This window comes from Blastopirellula sediminis (assembly GCF_020966755.1).
GTDB lineage: Bacteria > Planctomycetota > Planctomycetia > Pirellulales > Pirellulaceae > Blastopirellula > Blastopirellula sediminis.
Map to the genome: position 1 here is coordinate 203,179 of NZ_JAJKFT010000002.1, position 13,871 is coordinate 217,049.

13 protein-coding genes are annotated in these 13,871 nt (G+C 58.2%); 9 read left to right on the forward strand and 4 right to left on the reverse strand.

Annotation, left to right across the window (positions count from 1 at the left end; translation table 11 throughout):
• Positions 1-201 precede the first annotated feature (201 nt).
• A complete protein-coding gene (locus LOC68_RS01480; protein ID WP_230214840.1) occupies positions 202-1,632 on the reverse strand; it encodes a hypothetical protein in 1,431 nt (476 codons plus the stop codon).
• A gap of 292 nt (positions 1,633-1,924) precedes the next feature.
• Here LOC68_RS01480 and LOC68_RS01485 point away from each other — a divergent pair, with 292 nt between their 5' ends.
• Positions 1,925-2,791 carry a poly(ADP-ribose) glycohydrolase domain-containing protein gene (locus tag LOC68_RS01485; protein WP_230214841.1) on the forward strand — a complete coding sequence of 289 codons (867 nt, stop codon included), beginning with the start codon at positions 1,925-1,927 and terminating at the stop codon, positions 2,789-2,791.
• A gap of 52 nt (positions 2,792-2,843) precedes the next feature.
• Positions 2,844-3,281, forward strand: a complete 438-nt coding sequence (locus tag LOC68_RS01490) for a hypothetical protein (RefSeq protein ID WP_230214845.1) — start codon at positions 2,844-2,846, stop codon at positions 3,279-3,281.
• Positions 3,282-3,303: 22 nt separating this feature from the next.
• Here the strand turns inward: LOC68_RS01490 and LOC68_RS01495 are convergent, their stop codons facing one another.
• Both LOC68_RS01495 and LOC68_RS01500 read right to left on the reverse strand, forming a co-directional pair.
• Complete coding sequence (locus tag LOC68_RS01495) at positions 3,304-3,984, reverse strand: DUF2461 domain-containing protein (RefSeq protein WP_230214847.1); 681 nt, start codon at positions 3,982-3,984, stop codon at positions 3,304-3,306.
• Positions 3,985-4,327: 343 nt separating this feature from the next.
• Positions 4,328-5,326: a DUF4200 domain-containing protein gene (locus tag LOC68_RS01500; protein WP_230214849.1), complete on the reverse strand. Its 999-nt coding sequence runs from the start codon at positions 5,324-5,326 to the stop codon at positions 4,328-4,330.
• A gap of 532 nt (positions 5,327-5,858) precedes the next feature.
• Here LOC68_RS01500 and LOC68_RS01505 point away from each other — a divergent pair.
• From LOC68_RS01505 to LOC68_RS01520, 4 genes are all read left to right on the forward strand, one after another.
• The gene (locus LOC68_RS01505) at positions 5,859-6,599 is read left to right on the forward strand and encodes a pyridoxine 5'-phosphate synthase (RefSeq protein WP_230214850.1); all 741 of its coding nucleotides are present in this window, start codon (positions 5,859-5,861) and stop codon (positions 6,597-6,599) included.
• A 338-nt stretch (positions 6,600-6,937) separates the two neighbouring features.
• Positions 6,938-7,825: a 4-hydroxy-tetrahydrodipicolinate synthase gene (gene dapA / locus LOC68_RS01510; RefSeq protein WP_230214852.1), complete on the forward strand. Its 888-nt coding sequence runs from the start codon at positions 6,938-6,940 to the stop codon at positions 7,823-7,825.
• Positions 7,826-8,041: 216 nt separating this feature from the next.
• Positions 8,042-9,169 (forward strand): glycosyltransferase family 4 protein, encoded by a 1,128-nt coding sequence (locus tag LOC68_RS01515; RefSeq protein WP_230214854.1) that lies wholly within the window; start codon positions 8,042-8,044, stop codon positions 9,167-9,169.
• Positions 9,170-9,296: 127 nt separating this feature from the next.
• The gene (locus LOC68_RS01520; protein WP_230214856.1) at positions 9,297-9,638 is read left to right on the forward strand and encodes a hypothetical protein; all 342 of its coding nucleotides are present in this window, start codon (positions 9,297-9,299) and stop codon (positions 9,636-9,638) included.
• A 263-nt stretch (positions 9,639-9,901) separates the two neighbouring features.
• Here LOC68_RS01520 and mgtE read toward each other — a convergent pair whose 3' ends face one another.
• Complete coding sequence (mgtE, locus tag LOC68_RS01525; RefSeq protein ID WP_230214858.1) at positions 9,902-11,254, reverse strand: magnesium transporter; 1,353 nt, start codon at positions 11,252-11,254, stop codon at positions 9,902-9,904.
• A gap of 268 nt (positions 11,255-11,522) precedes the next feature.
• Here mgtE and rnc point away from each other — a divergent pair, with 268 nt between their 5' ends.
• The 3 genes from rnc to LOC68_RS01540 all read left to right on the forward strand — a co-directional run bounded on the left by rnc (position 11,523) and on the right by LOC68_RS01540 (position 13,777).
• On the forward strand, positions 11,523-12,254 hold the full coding sequence (gene rnc, locus LOC68_RS01530; RefSeq protein ID WP_230214860.1) for a ribonuclease III: 732 nt from the start codon (positions 11,523-11,525) through the stop codon (positions 12,252-12,254).
• A gap of 21 nt (positions 12,255-12,275) precedes the next feature.
• On the forward strand, positions 12,276-13,211 hold the full coding sequence (locus LOC68_RS01535; RefSeq protein ID WP_230214862.1) for a hypothetical protein: 936 nt from the start codon (positions 12,276-12,278) through the stop codon (positions 13,209-13,211).
• Between the two features lie 125 nt (positions 13,212-13,336).
• A complete protein-coding gene (locus tag LOC68_RS01540) occupies positions 13,337-13,777 on the forward strand; it encodes a response regulator (protein WP_230214864.1) in 441 nt (146 codons plus the stop codon).
• The last annotated feature ends 94 nt before the right edge of the window (positions 13,778-13,871 follow it).

Consider the following 13,871-nt stretch of genomic DNA (forward strand, 5'->3'; position numbering starts at 1 on the left):
GAGAGTCGCCCCCCTCGCGACGCCCAGCGGAACTGCTTTGAATGGTCGCTTCTTGGGGAACCGATCAAGATTTGAAATGCAGTTTGACAAGAATGGCGCGCGGCAATAATCAGGGAACAATCCAATCGCGGATGGCGGATTCCCCTAGGGAGCGTTGATGCGTTCGAGCGTTGGACGCCGGGCAGAAAATCTATGTCAGATCTAGTGAGTCGCCGTTTTGCGTTGGGCTACGTTATTTGCGGCCGGTTGCAGAAGATTGGTAACCCAGGCGACCACCGCAGTTGTCACGATCGAAGCGACCAACAGGCCGACCGCGGTGAAGATCGAATGCAACAGGCTCGGCGCCACGATGATGATCGCTCCCAGATAGAGCATCATCACTCCCGACAATAGTTTGAGGACGCGTCCTTCATGCTCCTGCAACTTGCGCGATCCGAGCGTATAGGTGAAGACGATGACGATCACCGCCAGGGGAACGACGTAGATCAAGTTGTAAATGACGAGATACGTGTAGTAGCTGGGGAGCGACAACTCGCGGAGGGTCAACACGCGCGTGAAGACCATCGGAAAGCCGGCTGTGCACAACAGTTCATAGGTGTTGGCGGCCGCGGCGAGCGCGATCGTTCCTAAAAGCATCGGCCAGATGCGGGTTGCGTCGAGCAGCCCGCGCATCCGCTGAAAGAGTCCCGGCTTGGCGCTATCGGGAATCGAGAGGGAAATTCCTTGTCGCCCGGCGAAATAGTCCTTGATATTGATCGCCGCGACCAGAATCGCCGCGATGCCGGCCCCGGTGGTGATCCAGGTCAAATGGCCGGCCAGGAAGAAGACGTTCAGCCAGGCCGCCATAAACAGGAAATAGAACAAGCCGGAAAAGAGGACGAAAATCCCGCCGACCAACAACATCCGCGTCCGACTTCGCGCGTGAATCAGTAGACTGAGCAGCGATAGCAGGATGAAAAACGCACAGGGATTAAACGCGTCGCAGCCCGCCAGGATTAAGGTGAAGAGGGGGAGCGAGAGCTCGTTGACGTCGACTTCGCCGGCGAGCGGAAGATCGACCGTCTCTTCGGCCGCCTCGTCTTCGAGCGCCATATCGAGATCCAACTCGGGAATCGCTTCTTCCTTGGTCGCTTCCTCCGGTTCGGGCTGGAAGTTCGCCAGAATGAACTGCCACCGCGGCGGCGATCCAGATGTCTTGTCGGTCGTAGCGTCGAGTTGGGCCTGGAGCTTTTCATGGCATGTGGTCAGCCCCTTTTCCAATTGTTTGCCGGTCGTCGCTTCGCCGTAGTAACCAATCGACATCTTTTTGCAGTAGAAGAACGCCGGAACGGTGCCGGCCGTTCTTTTTACGTCTTTCGCCATGCGGCGATAGAGTTCGAGATTGCCGGAGTGATGGCCAACCTCGTACTTGTGAACGTCGAGCCACGGATATTTCGGCTCTAACGTATTGATATGCTTGAGCGCCTCTTGGCAGTGGGAGCAGTCGCTGCGGAAGAAGACGTACAAGTGGACCGTCACCTGGCGGCTCTCGCTCACCTCGTACCATTTCCAGGCGAGAGGATCGTCGGCGGCGAAGCTGACGGCGGAGAGGCCGAGCAGCAGAAGGAGGCTGCAGAAGAGCTTGGACTTCATTACACAGTCCTTTCAAGGTCGAACAGCCTTGTCGGCGAAGGCTTGCCATCGAAGTGCGATTGCAATTGCGATTTTGTTCGTCTTCTTGACGGGGCCGACTCGCGGTCCTATCGCTAGTATCGCCGAAATTTGCCCTGGCCGTCTATCGGGTCAACACCCAGTATCCGCATGGTTGAAGCCGCCATACGCGCAAGGATCGCGACTTCGCGGAAACGCTGCGGTAGAATCACTGAGTTGTTGGGCGCGTGCGTCACCCACACTTCACCTATCACAACCAGCTGAAGCCCACCCCATGCCAGGTCGCCCGTTCTGCTCTGACATCGAAGCGATGTATCGCGGCTTTCTCGGCTGGGAATGCACGCGGCGGCGTGAAGTGTTGCAGGAGACGATCGCGGCGCTGGAAAAAGCCGATCCGTCCGACCACTATCATCGCTTGGCGCAGCAAAACTTGAAGCGTTGGCGAGCGAGCCGCGCTGATGCCGATGGGACGCTGCGTGTTGAAGTGATCTCCGGCGACTGGGGAGACGTCGTCGCTCAACTGACGCGCGAGTATGGCGAATGTTTCGCCGCGCTCAACATGGCGAACTCCTACGTCCCCGGCGGCGCCTATGTCGAAGGCGCTGCGGCGCAGGAAGAAAACATGTTCCGCCGCACCGATTGTCACTTTCGGATTCGCGACGATCAGTACGACCCGAAGCTCGATCAATACTTCCCCGAGATGACCCGGCTGCTGACGGCGCACGACGGCGAAGTCTATCTCGATACGCTGCAGCCGCGAGTCTGCATTCGAGGCAGCGAAGATCGCGGGCTCGACGATCTCGGCTACCCGTGGCTGGCGGACGAAGCGATTTTTCCGTTCTACGAACTGCGCGCCGCGGCCTGCGATCTGCGCGACGGCAGCCCGTTCGAGCCGGAAGAAATGCGGCGGAGAATCGTCGCCCAACTTGATACGCTGCAAAGCCAGGGAGTCCGCCACGCGGTCCTCGGGGCGTTCGGCTGCGGCGCCTTCATGAACCCAGCGACCGAAGTGGCGAAGATCTACCAGGAAGAAATCGCCAAGCGAGCCGACGATTTTGCCGTGATCGCATTCGCGATCTATTCGGCCGGATATGGACCGGACAACTACAAACTGTTTGCCAATGTCTTCGGCGTCGAATAATACCTTTTCCGGAATCCCGAGTTGGCGGAATTCTCATCTCAAGGAAAACAGCATGTTGCGCGCACGTTTTTTCGAGGGGGCGAAACCTGGGAGACTGGTAATCGCGGAATTGGCGATCGTCACAGCACTGTTATCCGTCGGGTGCGACGGCGGCGGTACGACGACGGATGCCGTCACGATCCTCATGGAATTTCAAGGGGACAGCAGTGCAGCCACGAAGAAGTACGCAGGAAAGACCGTTCGGCTGCAGGTGGAGAAGGTCATTTCCTCGGGCAAAGCGGGAAAGGAATTGGAGTTTGTCACGATTCAGGGTCAAGTCGGCTATGTCGTCGTCGACGCAACCGTCAAAGACCCTGCAGAAATGGAAAAGGCCTTGGCGATCAAGTTGGGAGAACCCGCGATCTTCGAGGGGGAGCCAGTTGCTGGAATGGGAGAAGTACGCGGGATGGGTGCGCTCTTTCTGAAGTCGGCGAAGGTCATGCCCAAGTAGCAATCGCGCCCAGGCTCAATCGCTACCCGTGGTTGATCAACCACGCGTGCAGCGGCAGCATTATTTTCCACTGCGCGACGCAGCGGTCGACCAGGTCCGTTGACTGAGCCAGCGCGACCGGCTCTTCCTTCACCACATAGATCGAATTGTGCAGCAGAAACTCGGCGGCGGGACCGTCGGTCGGAAAGTCGCTGGGAAACCGCTTGTAATGTTTGCCGTGAATCTCCAGGCCCCCTTTGCGTAGCTTTTTGGCGATCCCCGCCAGTTCTTTCCCAAAGATCTCGTGGGTGATCGCCGGCCGCAACTTCTTCAGCAAGTCGGGGCACGCATAGGCCCCGGCGCCAATCAACACTCCGTCCGGACTGACGCGAAAGAAGAGGGCCGAAGGACTCGACTTCTTGTCCTCTTCCCAGAAGAGACAATCGAGATGATCCTTGTACGGCGTCTTGTCTTTGCTGAAGCGGATGTCGCGGTTGATGCGATAGATCGAGCCGTTGATCCGCGGCTGGGCGACCAGCGCTTTCGATAGACGCGCAAGCTTCTTGCCGACCGCTTCGACAAACGCCTTGGCCGGCGTGACGTAGTACTGGTCATAGTCGCCGCGATGTTCGTCGAACCAGGCCTTCGAGTTGTTCGCCCGCAGGTTACGGAGGAACGTGACGGTCTGTTTGGGAAAGCCGGCGAAGTGGTCAAGTTGCTTCATGGAAGTAGCCGTAGGTCAGGCCTTGGCCTGACGAACCATCATTTGGGGTTGGAAAATCAATCTCGCCTTTAGTGGGCTCGAGACGCGAAGATCACGCGGACTCTTAGTCGCAAGGACTGCTAGATCGAAACAGCGCGTCCCGATTTCGCGATGCAAGATTTAGGGGACTATGCGATTCCCTACTTGGTTACGATGGACGGAGAGATGGTCGACACATTCGAACTACGCAGTCGCAAAGGATCTCTGCACGAGATAGCTCATCACAGCGTTATTTGGAAGGAGCAAGGTTTATATGGTCTTTGCATCAGCGAACAGTCGACATGTGTAAATTTGCGCCGAATCATTAGGGCGCGACTTTAATGGTGATCGGAGTTGAATCCTCGTCTGGATCGTAGGGGAAAGAGTAAGTGGACCGTTGTTCCACGCCGTCTGGAGACGTGATCATTAGTGATTTCTGCGCCACGGATCCATTTACAACCTCTTGGATGCCGATTGTCGTCGCTTGAAATGGCAATTTGGAGCCCCGCACTTCCATGTTTCTTCGCAGAGCGAATTGGACCCAATTAGAGCTTCCAACTCGGCCCTGCGGTTCCCAGTGGCAGAACTCCCTATAGCATCCGATAGCTAGATGGGAGTTGCTTCCGGTTGGGGCGTAAATCATGCCGGTCTCTTCCTTAATCTCGTAATTAATCGGCTGCGACTGAATTGCAAAAGGAAGCTGAACATAGCCGATGTTTAACTGAAACTCACCACCGACGTTGGATCCAATTTCATCAAGTTTCTTTTTCAGTAGGGCATTGAGTACATTAGCGTGATCGAGCTTTTGGTTTGCGGCGACCAATGCATCATTTTGAAGCGATAGCTTCGTCTTAAGGTCGTCGTTCTCCATCGTCAATTTAGCTAAGGACGAGTCGACTTTCCCGCGGGACTCTTCAGCCGATGACCGTTCTTTGAGAGCAAGTTCTCGCTCTGCAAAATTTGCTTGCCTTTCCATCGTCAAGTCGCGTGACATCTTCTTCAGTTCCTGTTCGGAGGCAGTCAGTTTTTCTGATGTTACTTTTGCCCCTTCTTTGAGCTCGGCCATCTGTTTGTTGAACTCGATCGTCTTTTGCTCGTCCAAGTTCTTGGCGGTCGCGCGGGAGTGGCTTCCGTTTGCGGCGAAGCCAAGTCCGCAAAACATCGCAAGCAAAAGCAAGCTGGCGGAAAGCTTGGTTTCCCAAGTGAAAGGGGCGTTGGGGTCTCGAAAAAAGCAGAGAGTAAGAAGGGTTCCTAGCAAGGGGCTCACGTAGAAGAAAGCTTCAAAGATGAACCAAGGATCGATCAATATTGCAAGCCAACTCATCGTTGCGTTCCTTAACCACGGAAGGGGATTGGCAAATCGCCAATATCCTATTCGATTGCATGTCAGGGTTATTGGCAAGAAAATAGATTGACGAAATTGCCTTCATCAGCAAGCGAGTTATGTTTGCCGCTGGAGGCGAGTCACGGCGTGCTTTTTTCCATCCGACAAAATGTCGTCTTAGGGATCCACGATCGCCAGCGATTGATTTCACCAATGTGCCGCCGAGCGGATCAACCGCCTCGGGAACTGCGTTACCGATCTTGGCGCAATGCCAGCGTTTCTTTGGCCTGTGTAAAGAGGTGAAACCGGCGATGAATTCCCTGGCGAACGACCTGGAAGTCGTTTTCGACAAGCTACCCAGGTACCATGTCGATGTCGTCGGATGACCTGCGGCATCTCCTAATGCCCCCGCCTTTTTTGCTGAACCTAACCCCCGGCGCCGATGTCCTGCTGGCGCAAACCGCCAAACGCCGTAAAATTAGCGTTTCTACTAGTTCAACCTGTTCTCGGCTAACTGCGAGGTAAGTCCCCCATGCCCAATCTGGGAGTCAATATTGACCATGTCGCCACGGTCCGTCAGGCACGTCGGACCAATGAGCCTGATCCGGTTTGGGCCGCCGCTTTGGCGGAGATCGGGGGCGCCGATTGCATCACGCTCCACCTGCGTGAAGATCGCCGCCATATCCAGGATCGCGACCTGCGAATCATTCGCGAGACCGCCAAGGTCAAAGTGAACCTGGAACTGGCGACCGCCGAGGACGTGCTGAAGCTCGCTTGCGAGGTGAAGCCTGATCAGGCGACCCTGGTTCCCGAGCGGCGCGAAGAAGTGACGACCGAAGGGGGGCTCGACCTGCTGCGGAATCCCGACAAGGTCAAAGCGGCGATCGAACGTTTGCAGGAAGCAGGCATCGCGGTCAGTCTCTTCCTCGATCCCGAGCCGGCCCAGTTGGTGATGGCTCGCAAACTAGGGGCGACTGCCGTTGAGCTTCACACGGGACAATATGCTCTGACGCAAGGCGCCGCTCGCGAGGCCGAACTCCAAAAGCTGACCCATGCCGGTCAACATATCTGCGATCTCGGAATGGAACTGCTCGCCGGGCATGGTTTGACCTACAGCAACGTCCTGCCGATCGCCGCGATTCCCAAGATGAGCGAGCTAAACATCGGCCACAGCATCATTTCGCGAGCGATGATGGTCGGCATGGAACAAGCCGTCCACGACATGAAACGCCTGGTCACGGGCGCCATTTTGAACAGTCGAGTGGAACACTAAGGGGAACGGTAAGAGACAAAGCGTAGGGTGGGCGGAGCAAGCGGATAATGGATGGTTTGGCCGCTTTGGTTCAAATCGCTTGCGTAACCCACCTTCCCTTGGACGCAATTGGTGGGTTACGCAAGCGATTTCGACAAAACGACATAGCTTGACGTTTTCGCGCTTGCTCCACTCACCCTACAAAAGATCTCTCTCTTCACCGCGTCTCCTGCCGTGCTCCCCTCCGTGGTATCCGTGTTCCATTCTTAGTACCCGCCCCCCGGTTGTCGAAGCGGCCGGGCTCGGCCATATTTGTAGCACGTATTTTTGTTGTTTCCGTTGGTATCGGTGGAAGTGTAATGTCGCGAAAAGGTTCTGAATTTGCTGGCGTGTGGACCGCAATTGTTACTCCGTTGAAGGACGGCAATGTGGATTACGCCCGCTTGAAAGAGCAAGTCGATTTCCAAATCGCGGCAGGGGTCACCGGCTTGTGCCCGGTCGGCACTACCGGCGAATCGCCCACCCTCTCGCACGAAGAGCATGAGCGGGTCATCAGCTCGGTCATCGAAACGGCCGCTGGCCGCGTCAAAGTGATGCCGGGTACCGGGTCGAACAGCACGGCCGAAGCGCTACGCCTGACCAAGTGGGCCGCCAAAGAAGGCGCCGACGCGGCCCTGATGGTCGCTCCCTATTACAACAAGCCGACCCAACGCGGCTTCTACGAACATTTCAAAGCGGTCGCCGAAGCGGTCGACGTGCCGATCTGCGTTTACAACATCCCGGGCCGCGCCGCCAAGAACATTGAGCCGGAAACGATCGCCAAGCTGGCCGAGCTGAAAAACATCGCGCTGGTCAAAGACGCGACCGGTTCGCTCGATCAGACGTCGCAAGTACTGGAACGGACCAACCTGACCGTGCTGAGCGGCGACGATAGCCTGACGATTCCGATGATGTCGGTCGGCGGCGAAGGGGTGATCTCGGTCGTCGGCAACATCCTGCCGCAAGACATGGTGGCGATGGTCGCCGCGATGGCGGCCGGCAAGCTGGAAGAAGCCCGCGAGCGGCACTTCAAGCTGTTCGGTCTCTGCCGCGAAATGCTCGGCCTGGCGACCAACCCGATTCCGATCAAAGCGGCGATGAAGATGCTCGGCCGCGACACCGGCGAAATGCGTCTGCCGATGACGAACCTGGAAGCGAGCGAAGAAGCGCAATTGCGCTCGACCCTGACGAAGTACGGGCTGCTGTAAGGCGACTCGGGCGACGCTCCCAATCGACGCAACACTAACCCGAGGCGCAAGCCGAGGGAATGCGTTGCGCGAAATGACGAATGCCGAAACCAGAATGACGATCGGAGGAGCGATCTCCCTTCTGGTTTTCCGTTTTTTTTCGTCATTCGAGCTTCGACCTTCGTCATTAACTTCCGTCCGCATTCCCTCGGCTTGCGCCTCGGGCTAGTGTTTGTCGTGACGAAGGACAACGGGGCGGTGATGCGGTCGATCCTTTATCTTTGCGAATATGGGACTCTCAACGGTGGAGAGAATTCGCTCCTCTCCATCCTGCCCCATGTGATCGCCGCCGGTTGGCGCCCGACGGTGCTTGGGCCGTCGGAAGGGAATCTGGCGGCGGCCGTTCAAGCGACCGGCGCCTCATTCGCCGTTTGGGACGTAACGGACGCGGAAGGTCGCAAACGCCCGCTTGAGCAATTGCGGGCTGAACTTCAGCAGTTGATCGAGCGGCATCGCCCCGCGATGGTGCACGCCAACAGTCTCTCGATGAGCCGCGTGCTCGGACCGGTCGAAACGCCCGGCGTGATCAAGGTCGGCCATCTGCGCGACATCATCAAGCTCAACCGTCAGGTGATAACCGATCTGAACCAACTTGACGCGCGGATCGCCGTCTCGAACGCCACTCGCGACTTTCATGTGGCGCAAGGTTTGGACGAGGCGACTACGCACGTCATCTACAACGGCGTCGACCCGAACAAGTTCTTCCCTGGGGAGCCGACCGGTTATCTGCATCGGGAACTGGGACTTCCCCTCGAGAAGAAGCTAGTTGCGTTCATCGGCCAGATCGGCATGCGGAAGGGGATCGAAGTCGCGCTCCGTGCTTTTTCCGATCACGGCGACGCCCACTTGCTGGTGATCGGCGATCGCTTCTCGCAAAAGGAAGAGGCGGTTGAATATGAAGCGTCGTTGCGAGAGATCGTCGCCGCGCGGAATCTCGCCGCCGCCGTGACGTTTCTTCCGTTTCGGACCGACATGCCGGAGCTGCTCCGCGAGCTGACCCTGCTGGTTCACCCCGCACGGCAAGAACCGCTCGGCCGCGTCCTGTTGGAAGCGGCTGCAACGGGCTTGGCGGTTGTAGCGACCGACGCCGGTGGAACTCGCGAGATCTTTGGAGACGATGCGGCGGAGATCGTGTCGATTGACGACGTCAGCGCGATGGCTGCGGCGATCGATCGGCTGATATTCGACCCCGCTTATCGGTCTCAGCTTGGCGGAAAGTCGCACCAGCGGAGCCGGTTATTCACGCCAACTCTATCCGCGCTGCATATTCTCGCACTCTACGACGAACTGTTGGCGCGGTCGTAACGATTGCGCCGGCCCGCTTGCGTTCGGCGGCGAAATTTCTGAGAACTGCGCTGCAGACTGAGCTAAAGTTTGTTAAGCCCGACTGCGGGCAGGTCGCATTCTCATCTGAACGGCTGGATGAATAGCCATGAACGTATCTTGTCATGAACTTGCGGAACGGATCCAAACCTTGCAACCGACGGCGGACGTCAAAGACGTCGCCCGACTTTGCTTGTTGTTGTCGAACTCGGTGAAAGATCCAGAGCAACTGGCGAGCGACGAAACGCTGACCACCGTCTGGAAAGAGGTTGGTTTGAAGTTGCAAGCCGCGACCGATCAGCACGCCGCGATGACGGCCGAGCTGGATGAGCTCTCGACCTCCGACCCGCGGGCCTTCACGTCGGACCAAATCTGGGTCTTGATCCGCGCGATTAAAGTGCAGAGCCAGATTTTGCAGTTGTATGTTGGGCAACCGGCGCTGAACGTCTAGCGTTTAGCGTAGGCTGGGTCGAGACCCAGCATTCCTCGAGGACGCAATGTGCTGGGACTTGGCCCAGCCTTCGGCGGCTTGTCCGCTTTATCGACTTGCGGCCGCATTTCCCTCGCTTGCGCTTCGGGCTACTATTGGGCGGGCAGGCAACTGCCGCCTTTCTCTTGCCGTGTTCCTACCGCGATTTATCCGCGGCTTCCGTGTTCTATTTCTTTTTGCGGCCGCATTCCCTCGGCTCGCGCCTCGGGCTACTATTCTGCGCGCTATTCGCCGAGCAGCAGGATCGTGACCGACATATAGATCAAAATCCCCACCAGGTCGATGATGCCGGCGACGAAGGGGTTGCTCATCAGCGCCGGGTCGAGACTCAGGCTCTTGAACAGCAGCGGCAGCATCGAGCCGACCAGCGTGCCGGCTAACACCACCGCGATGACGGTGATCGGGACGACCATCGCCGCCCAGAGGGATGGCGCCTCCATTATCGCGATGCCGAAGCCGAAGACGCAGAGCAAGCTCCCGAGGATCAGCCCCATCAGCACCTCGCGGCGGATGACGGTAAACCAATCGCGGACCGAGACGTCTCCCTTGTTCAGCGCCATGATGATCAGCGTCGCCGACTGATTGCCGGTGTTGCCGCCGGTCGAAATCACCAGCGGAATGAACGGCACCAACCAGGCGTACTTGTTCAGTTCTCCCTGGAAATGGCTGAGCGTCATCACGGTGAAGAGAGCCCCGACGAACAGGATCGTCAGCCAGACTCCCCGTTTCCAGCTGAGGGTCAAAATCGGCGTCTGCAAGTACGACTCTTCGAGCGGTTCGACCGCCGCCGCGCGGTAGGCGTCTTCTTCCGCTTCTTCGAGCACGACGTCGAGAATATCGTCGTGCGTAATAATCCCGACCAGTTGCAGCGTGTCGTCGACCACCGGAATCGCCAACAAGTCGTAGTCGGCCATCTTCCGCAAGACCTGCTCCTGGTCTTCGCTCACCTGGGCGTGAATCACCTCCGGCTCCATCAACTCGGCCAGCTTTCGGTCGGGCTTGCCGAGGGACGACACCAGTTGCCGCGTCGAGACGACGCCATGCAGCCGATCGTTGTCGTCGGTGACGTAGATGTAGTAGATCGTTTCGAGGTTTTCGGCCTGGCGCATGATCTCTTCGAGCGCCTGACGGACCGTCAGGTTCTCGGCCAGCTGGGCCACTTCGGTCGTCATGATCGCGCCGGCGGTCCCTTCCGGATAGTTCGCCAGGCGATGAAAATCGCGGCGTTCTTCCAGCGGCAACAGCGAGAGAATCGCGCTGACGCGCTCTTCATCGACCCCGGACAGCAAGTCGACCCGGTCGTCCGCCGACATGCACGCGATCATCTCGGCCACTTCGGCCGGGTCGCGCGACTCGATGATCTCGACCTGAAACTGGTGTTCGAAATAGGCGAAAATCTCGCTGGCCAACTGGGTATCGGCGTGGCGGAGGACGTTCCAAACCTCTTCCGCCGTAAGGGCTTCCATGAACTCCGCCGTCCGCGCAGGGTGAAGCGCAGTGCAGAACTCCAGCAGGCCCTGATGGTCGTTTTCGGCCAGCATTTCGCGGAGTTCCGGCAGGTAAAGCAAGTTCATCATGGCGCGGTTTCACCGATGTAGGAGGTCAGGAACTACTAATCTACCTTGCTCCATCCAATTCGTTTACCCGGTGGAGAGCCAAAAAAGGGGGGTGGTTCGACATTTTGCGTGGATGTAATCGCAATTGACGCTATCATTTAGGACAACTAGACTGGCGGTGCTGATAGCACTTATCGACGCGTTCTCTGCGTTCCGCCCACGAGTCCCTCAAACCGACGTCGTGGTCGCAACGGAGGAAACGCCAAAACTGGCGAAAACTAGGTCCGCAATGAGCGAATCCTCCGAAGCGCCGAGCCGATCGGACGACCCCATCGCACGATGTGAGGCGACCATTGGCTACGTGTTTCAAGAAAAATCACTGCTGAAATCGGCGTTAACCCACGCCTCGGGCGCCAGTCATCGACTGGAGAGCAACGAGCGTCTGGAGTTTCTCGGCGACGCCATTCTCGGCCGAGTCGTCTGCGAAGCCCTCTTTCTGCGCTATCCCCATTTCCTGGAAGGGGACCTGACCCGCATCAAATCGGTCGTCGTCAGCCGGCTGACCTGTGCGAAGTTGAGCCGCGTGTTGGGGCTCGAAGAGTTCCTGATCGTCGGCAAAGGGATGTCCTCCAGTCCCTCGGTTCCGCCGTCGCTGTTGGCCGACGTCTTTGAAGCGATCATCGCTGCGATCTACCTGGACGGTGGACCGAAAGCGGCGGAAGACTTCGTGATGCGGAACGTCGAGGACGAGATCGAAGCGGCCGTTTCCGGCGAAGCCGGGGCGAACTTCAAGTCGGCTCTTCAGCAATACGCGCAGCGCGAACATGGCGCGACCCCCAGCTATTTGCTGCTCGATGAAAAGGGGCCGGACCATAGCAAGTGCTTTCAGGTCGCCGCCCAAGTTGCCGGCGTTCGCTACGGCGCCGCTTGGGGACGGAACAAAAAGGAAGCGGAACAGCGCGCCGCCGAAAACGCCCTCTGCGAAATCGATGGTCGCCCTGTGGAACATCTGGCCGAGTAACCGGCCAGCGGAAATCGCTTGATGTCGCGCTGCGTCGCATTACTTTCCGGCGATCTCGACGGCGCTGTCGCCGCCGCATTGGTTCAAGTGCAAGGGATCGAAGTCCACACGCTCGCCTACGCGACGCAGTTCTCTCCGGTCGAAGAGGCGGCGCGGCAATCGGCCGAGCAACTGCAAGTTCCGATTCGGATCGTTCAGCCGGAGCCGACCGAGTATCTGCAACTGGTCGCTCGGCCTCGCTTCGGCTACGGCAAAGGGGCGAACCCGTGCTGCGACTGTCGACTCGCGATGCTCCGCGCGGCGGTTGCCTGGATGAACGAGCTGGAAGCGGAGTTCATCGTTACCGGTGATGTGCTCGGGCAGAAAATGATGGGGCAGAAGCGGTCTCATCTCGAAATGATGGAACACCATGCCGGGATTCCGGGCCGATTGGTTCGTCCGCTGTCCGCCAAACTGCTAACGCCAACGTTGCCCGAAACGACCGGGCTGCTCGATCGGGAACGATTCCACGCGATTCACGGCAGCGGTCGCCGCAAGATCCGAGATCTGGCGAAGCGATTCGGGCTGACCGGCAGCGAAAAGGGCGCCTCGCGATGTCGCCTGGTCGATCCGGCCTATGGCGCGCGGCTCCAGGCGGGGCTCGCCTCGAAGTTGCCGAAGACCTGGCTCCTGCCGGAACTGTTCGACTTTCCGCGGCAACGGTGGATCGACCAGCGCGGGCTGATCGTATCAGGGCGCAATCAGGCCGAAAATGAAAAGCTGACTCTTCTATTCGGGCGGTTGCCGGCCGATCCGACGATCTTGTTGGCGACGCCGCTTGGTTTTCCTGGGCCGACGGTATTGTCCGTAGGTCTTTCGCGGGCCGAAGCGGAGCGGCAAATCCTCGCTGGCTTGCGCGATAAGGGCATCAACATCGGGGGGGAGCGACTCCGAATTACCGACAAGTTGACCGAATAGGAGCTACCTGGGGATGAATCGATTCCGGTTTAGCGCAGCTTAGGTAAATCGAGTTGCGGAATGGCGCAATCCGGGGGGGACTTGGATTTTGCGTACTAGATTAAATCAACGGACTCAACCGATCGTTGCTCTTCAATCTGGTCAAAGTGATGCACGCCGAATTTTCCAACGCGAGTTTGCTGGCGGGGCTCCGCATTCTGATTGCGGAAGATGACGAGCTGAACCGTCAGCTCCTGCAGATCATTCTGACGAGCGCCGGCGCCGAAGTGACGCAGGTGTGCGACGGGGAAGCTGCGATGTCGGTATTCGAACCTGGTCGTTACGATCTGGCGATTCTTGATCTTCGTATGCCGCGACAAGATGGCATCGCCACGATGATGAAGATGCGCGAACTGGACTGCGACTTTCCGGTCGCCGCGCTGACCGCCTGCGCCCGGTGCGAAGATCGCGCCGCTTGCCACGACGCAGGCTTCCAGCTTTACCTGACCAAACCGATTATGCCTGCGGACCTGCTGCGGGCGATTACCCTGTTGACCGAAACTCGCGTCGTCAGCAGCATCGAATAGATGCCGCTGGCATGCGGTCGGAGAAAGCCCGCCGCGATTCCGTTTAGTCAAACGCATTCCCTCGCTTGCGCTGCGGGCTATTGTTGCGCTTGTT

What these genes read in the sequence shown, in the direction of transcription:
- mgtE (WP_230214858.1), bottom strand. Translation starts at nt 11,254, where the DNA reads ATGATGAACTTGCTTTACCTGCCGGAACTCCGCGAAATGCTGGCCGAA.
- LOC68_RS01520 (WP_230214856.1), top strand. Translation starts at nt 9,297, where the DNA reads ATGAACGTATCTTGTCATGAACTTGCGGAACGGATCCAAACCTTGCAA.
- LOC68_RS01500 (WP_230214849.1), bottom strand. Translation starts at nt 5,326, where the DNA reads ATGAGTTGGCTTGCAATATTGATCGATCCTTGGTTCATCTTTGAAGCT.
- LOC68_RS01495 (WP_230214847.1), bottom strand. Translation starts at nt 3,984, where the DNA reads ATGAAGCAACTTGACCACTTCGCCGGCTTTCCCAAACAGACCGTCACG.
- dapA (WP_230214852.1), top strand. Translation starts at nt 6,938, where the DNA reads ATGTCGCGAAAAGGTTCTGAATTTGCTGGCGTGTGGACCGCAATTGTT.
- rnc (WP_230214860.1), top strand. Translation starts at nt 11,523, where the DNA reads ATGAGCGAATCCTCCGAAGCGCCGAGCCGATCGGACGACCCCATCGCA.
- LOC68_RS01490 (WP_230214845.1), top strand. Translation starts at nt 2,844, where the DNA reads ATGTTGCGCGCACGTTTTTTCGAGGGGGCGAAACCTGGGAGACTGGTA.
- LOC68_RS01485 (WP_230214841.1), top strand. Translation starts at nt 1,925, where the DNA reads ATGCCAGGTCGCCCGTTCTGCTCTGACATCGAAGCGATGTATCGCGGC.
- LOC68_RS01480 (WP_230214840.1), bottom strand. Translation starts at nt 1,632, where the DNA reads ATGAAGTCCAAGCTCTTCTGCAGCCTCCTTCTGCTGCTCGGCCTCTCC.
- LOC68_RS01535 (WP_230214862.1), top strand. Translation starts at nt 12,276, where the DNA reads ATGTCGCGCTGCGTCGCATTACTTTCCGGCGATCTCGACGGCGCTGTC.
- LOC68_RS01505 (WP_230214850.1), top strand. Translation starts at nt 5,859, where the DNA reads ATGCCCAATCTGGGAGTCAATATTGACCATGTCGCCACGGTCCGTCAG.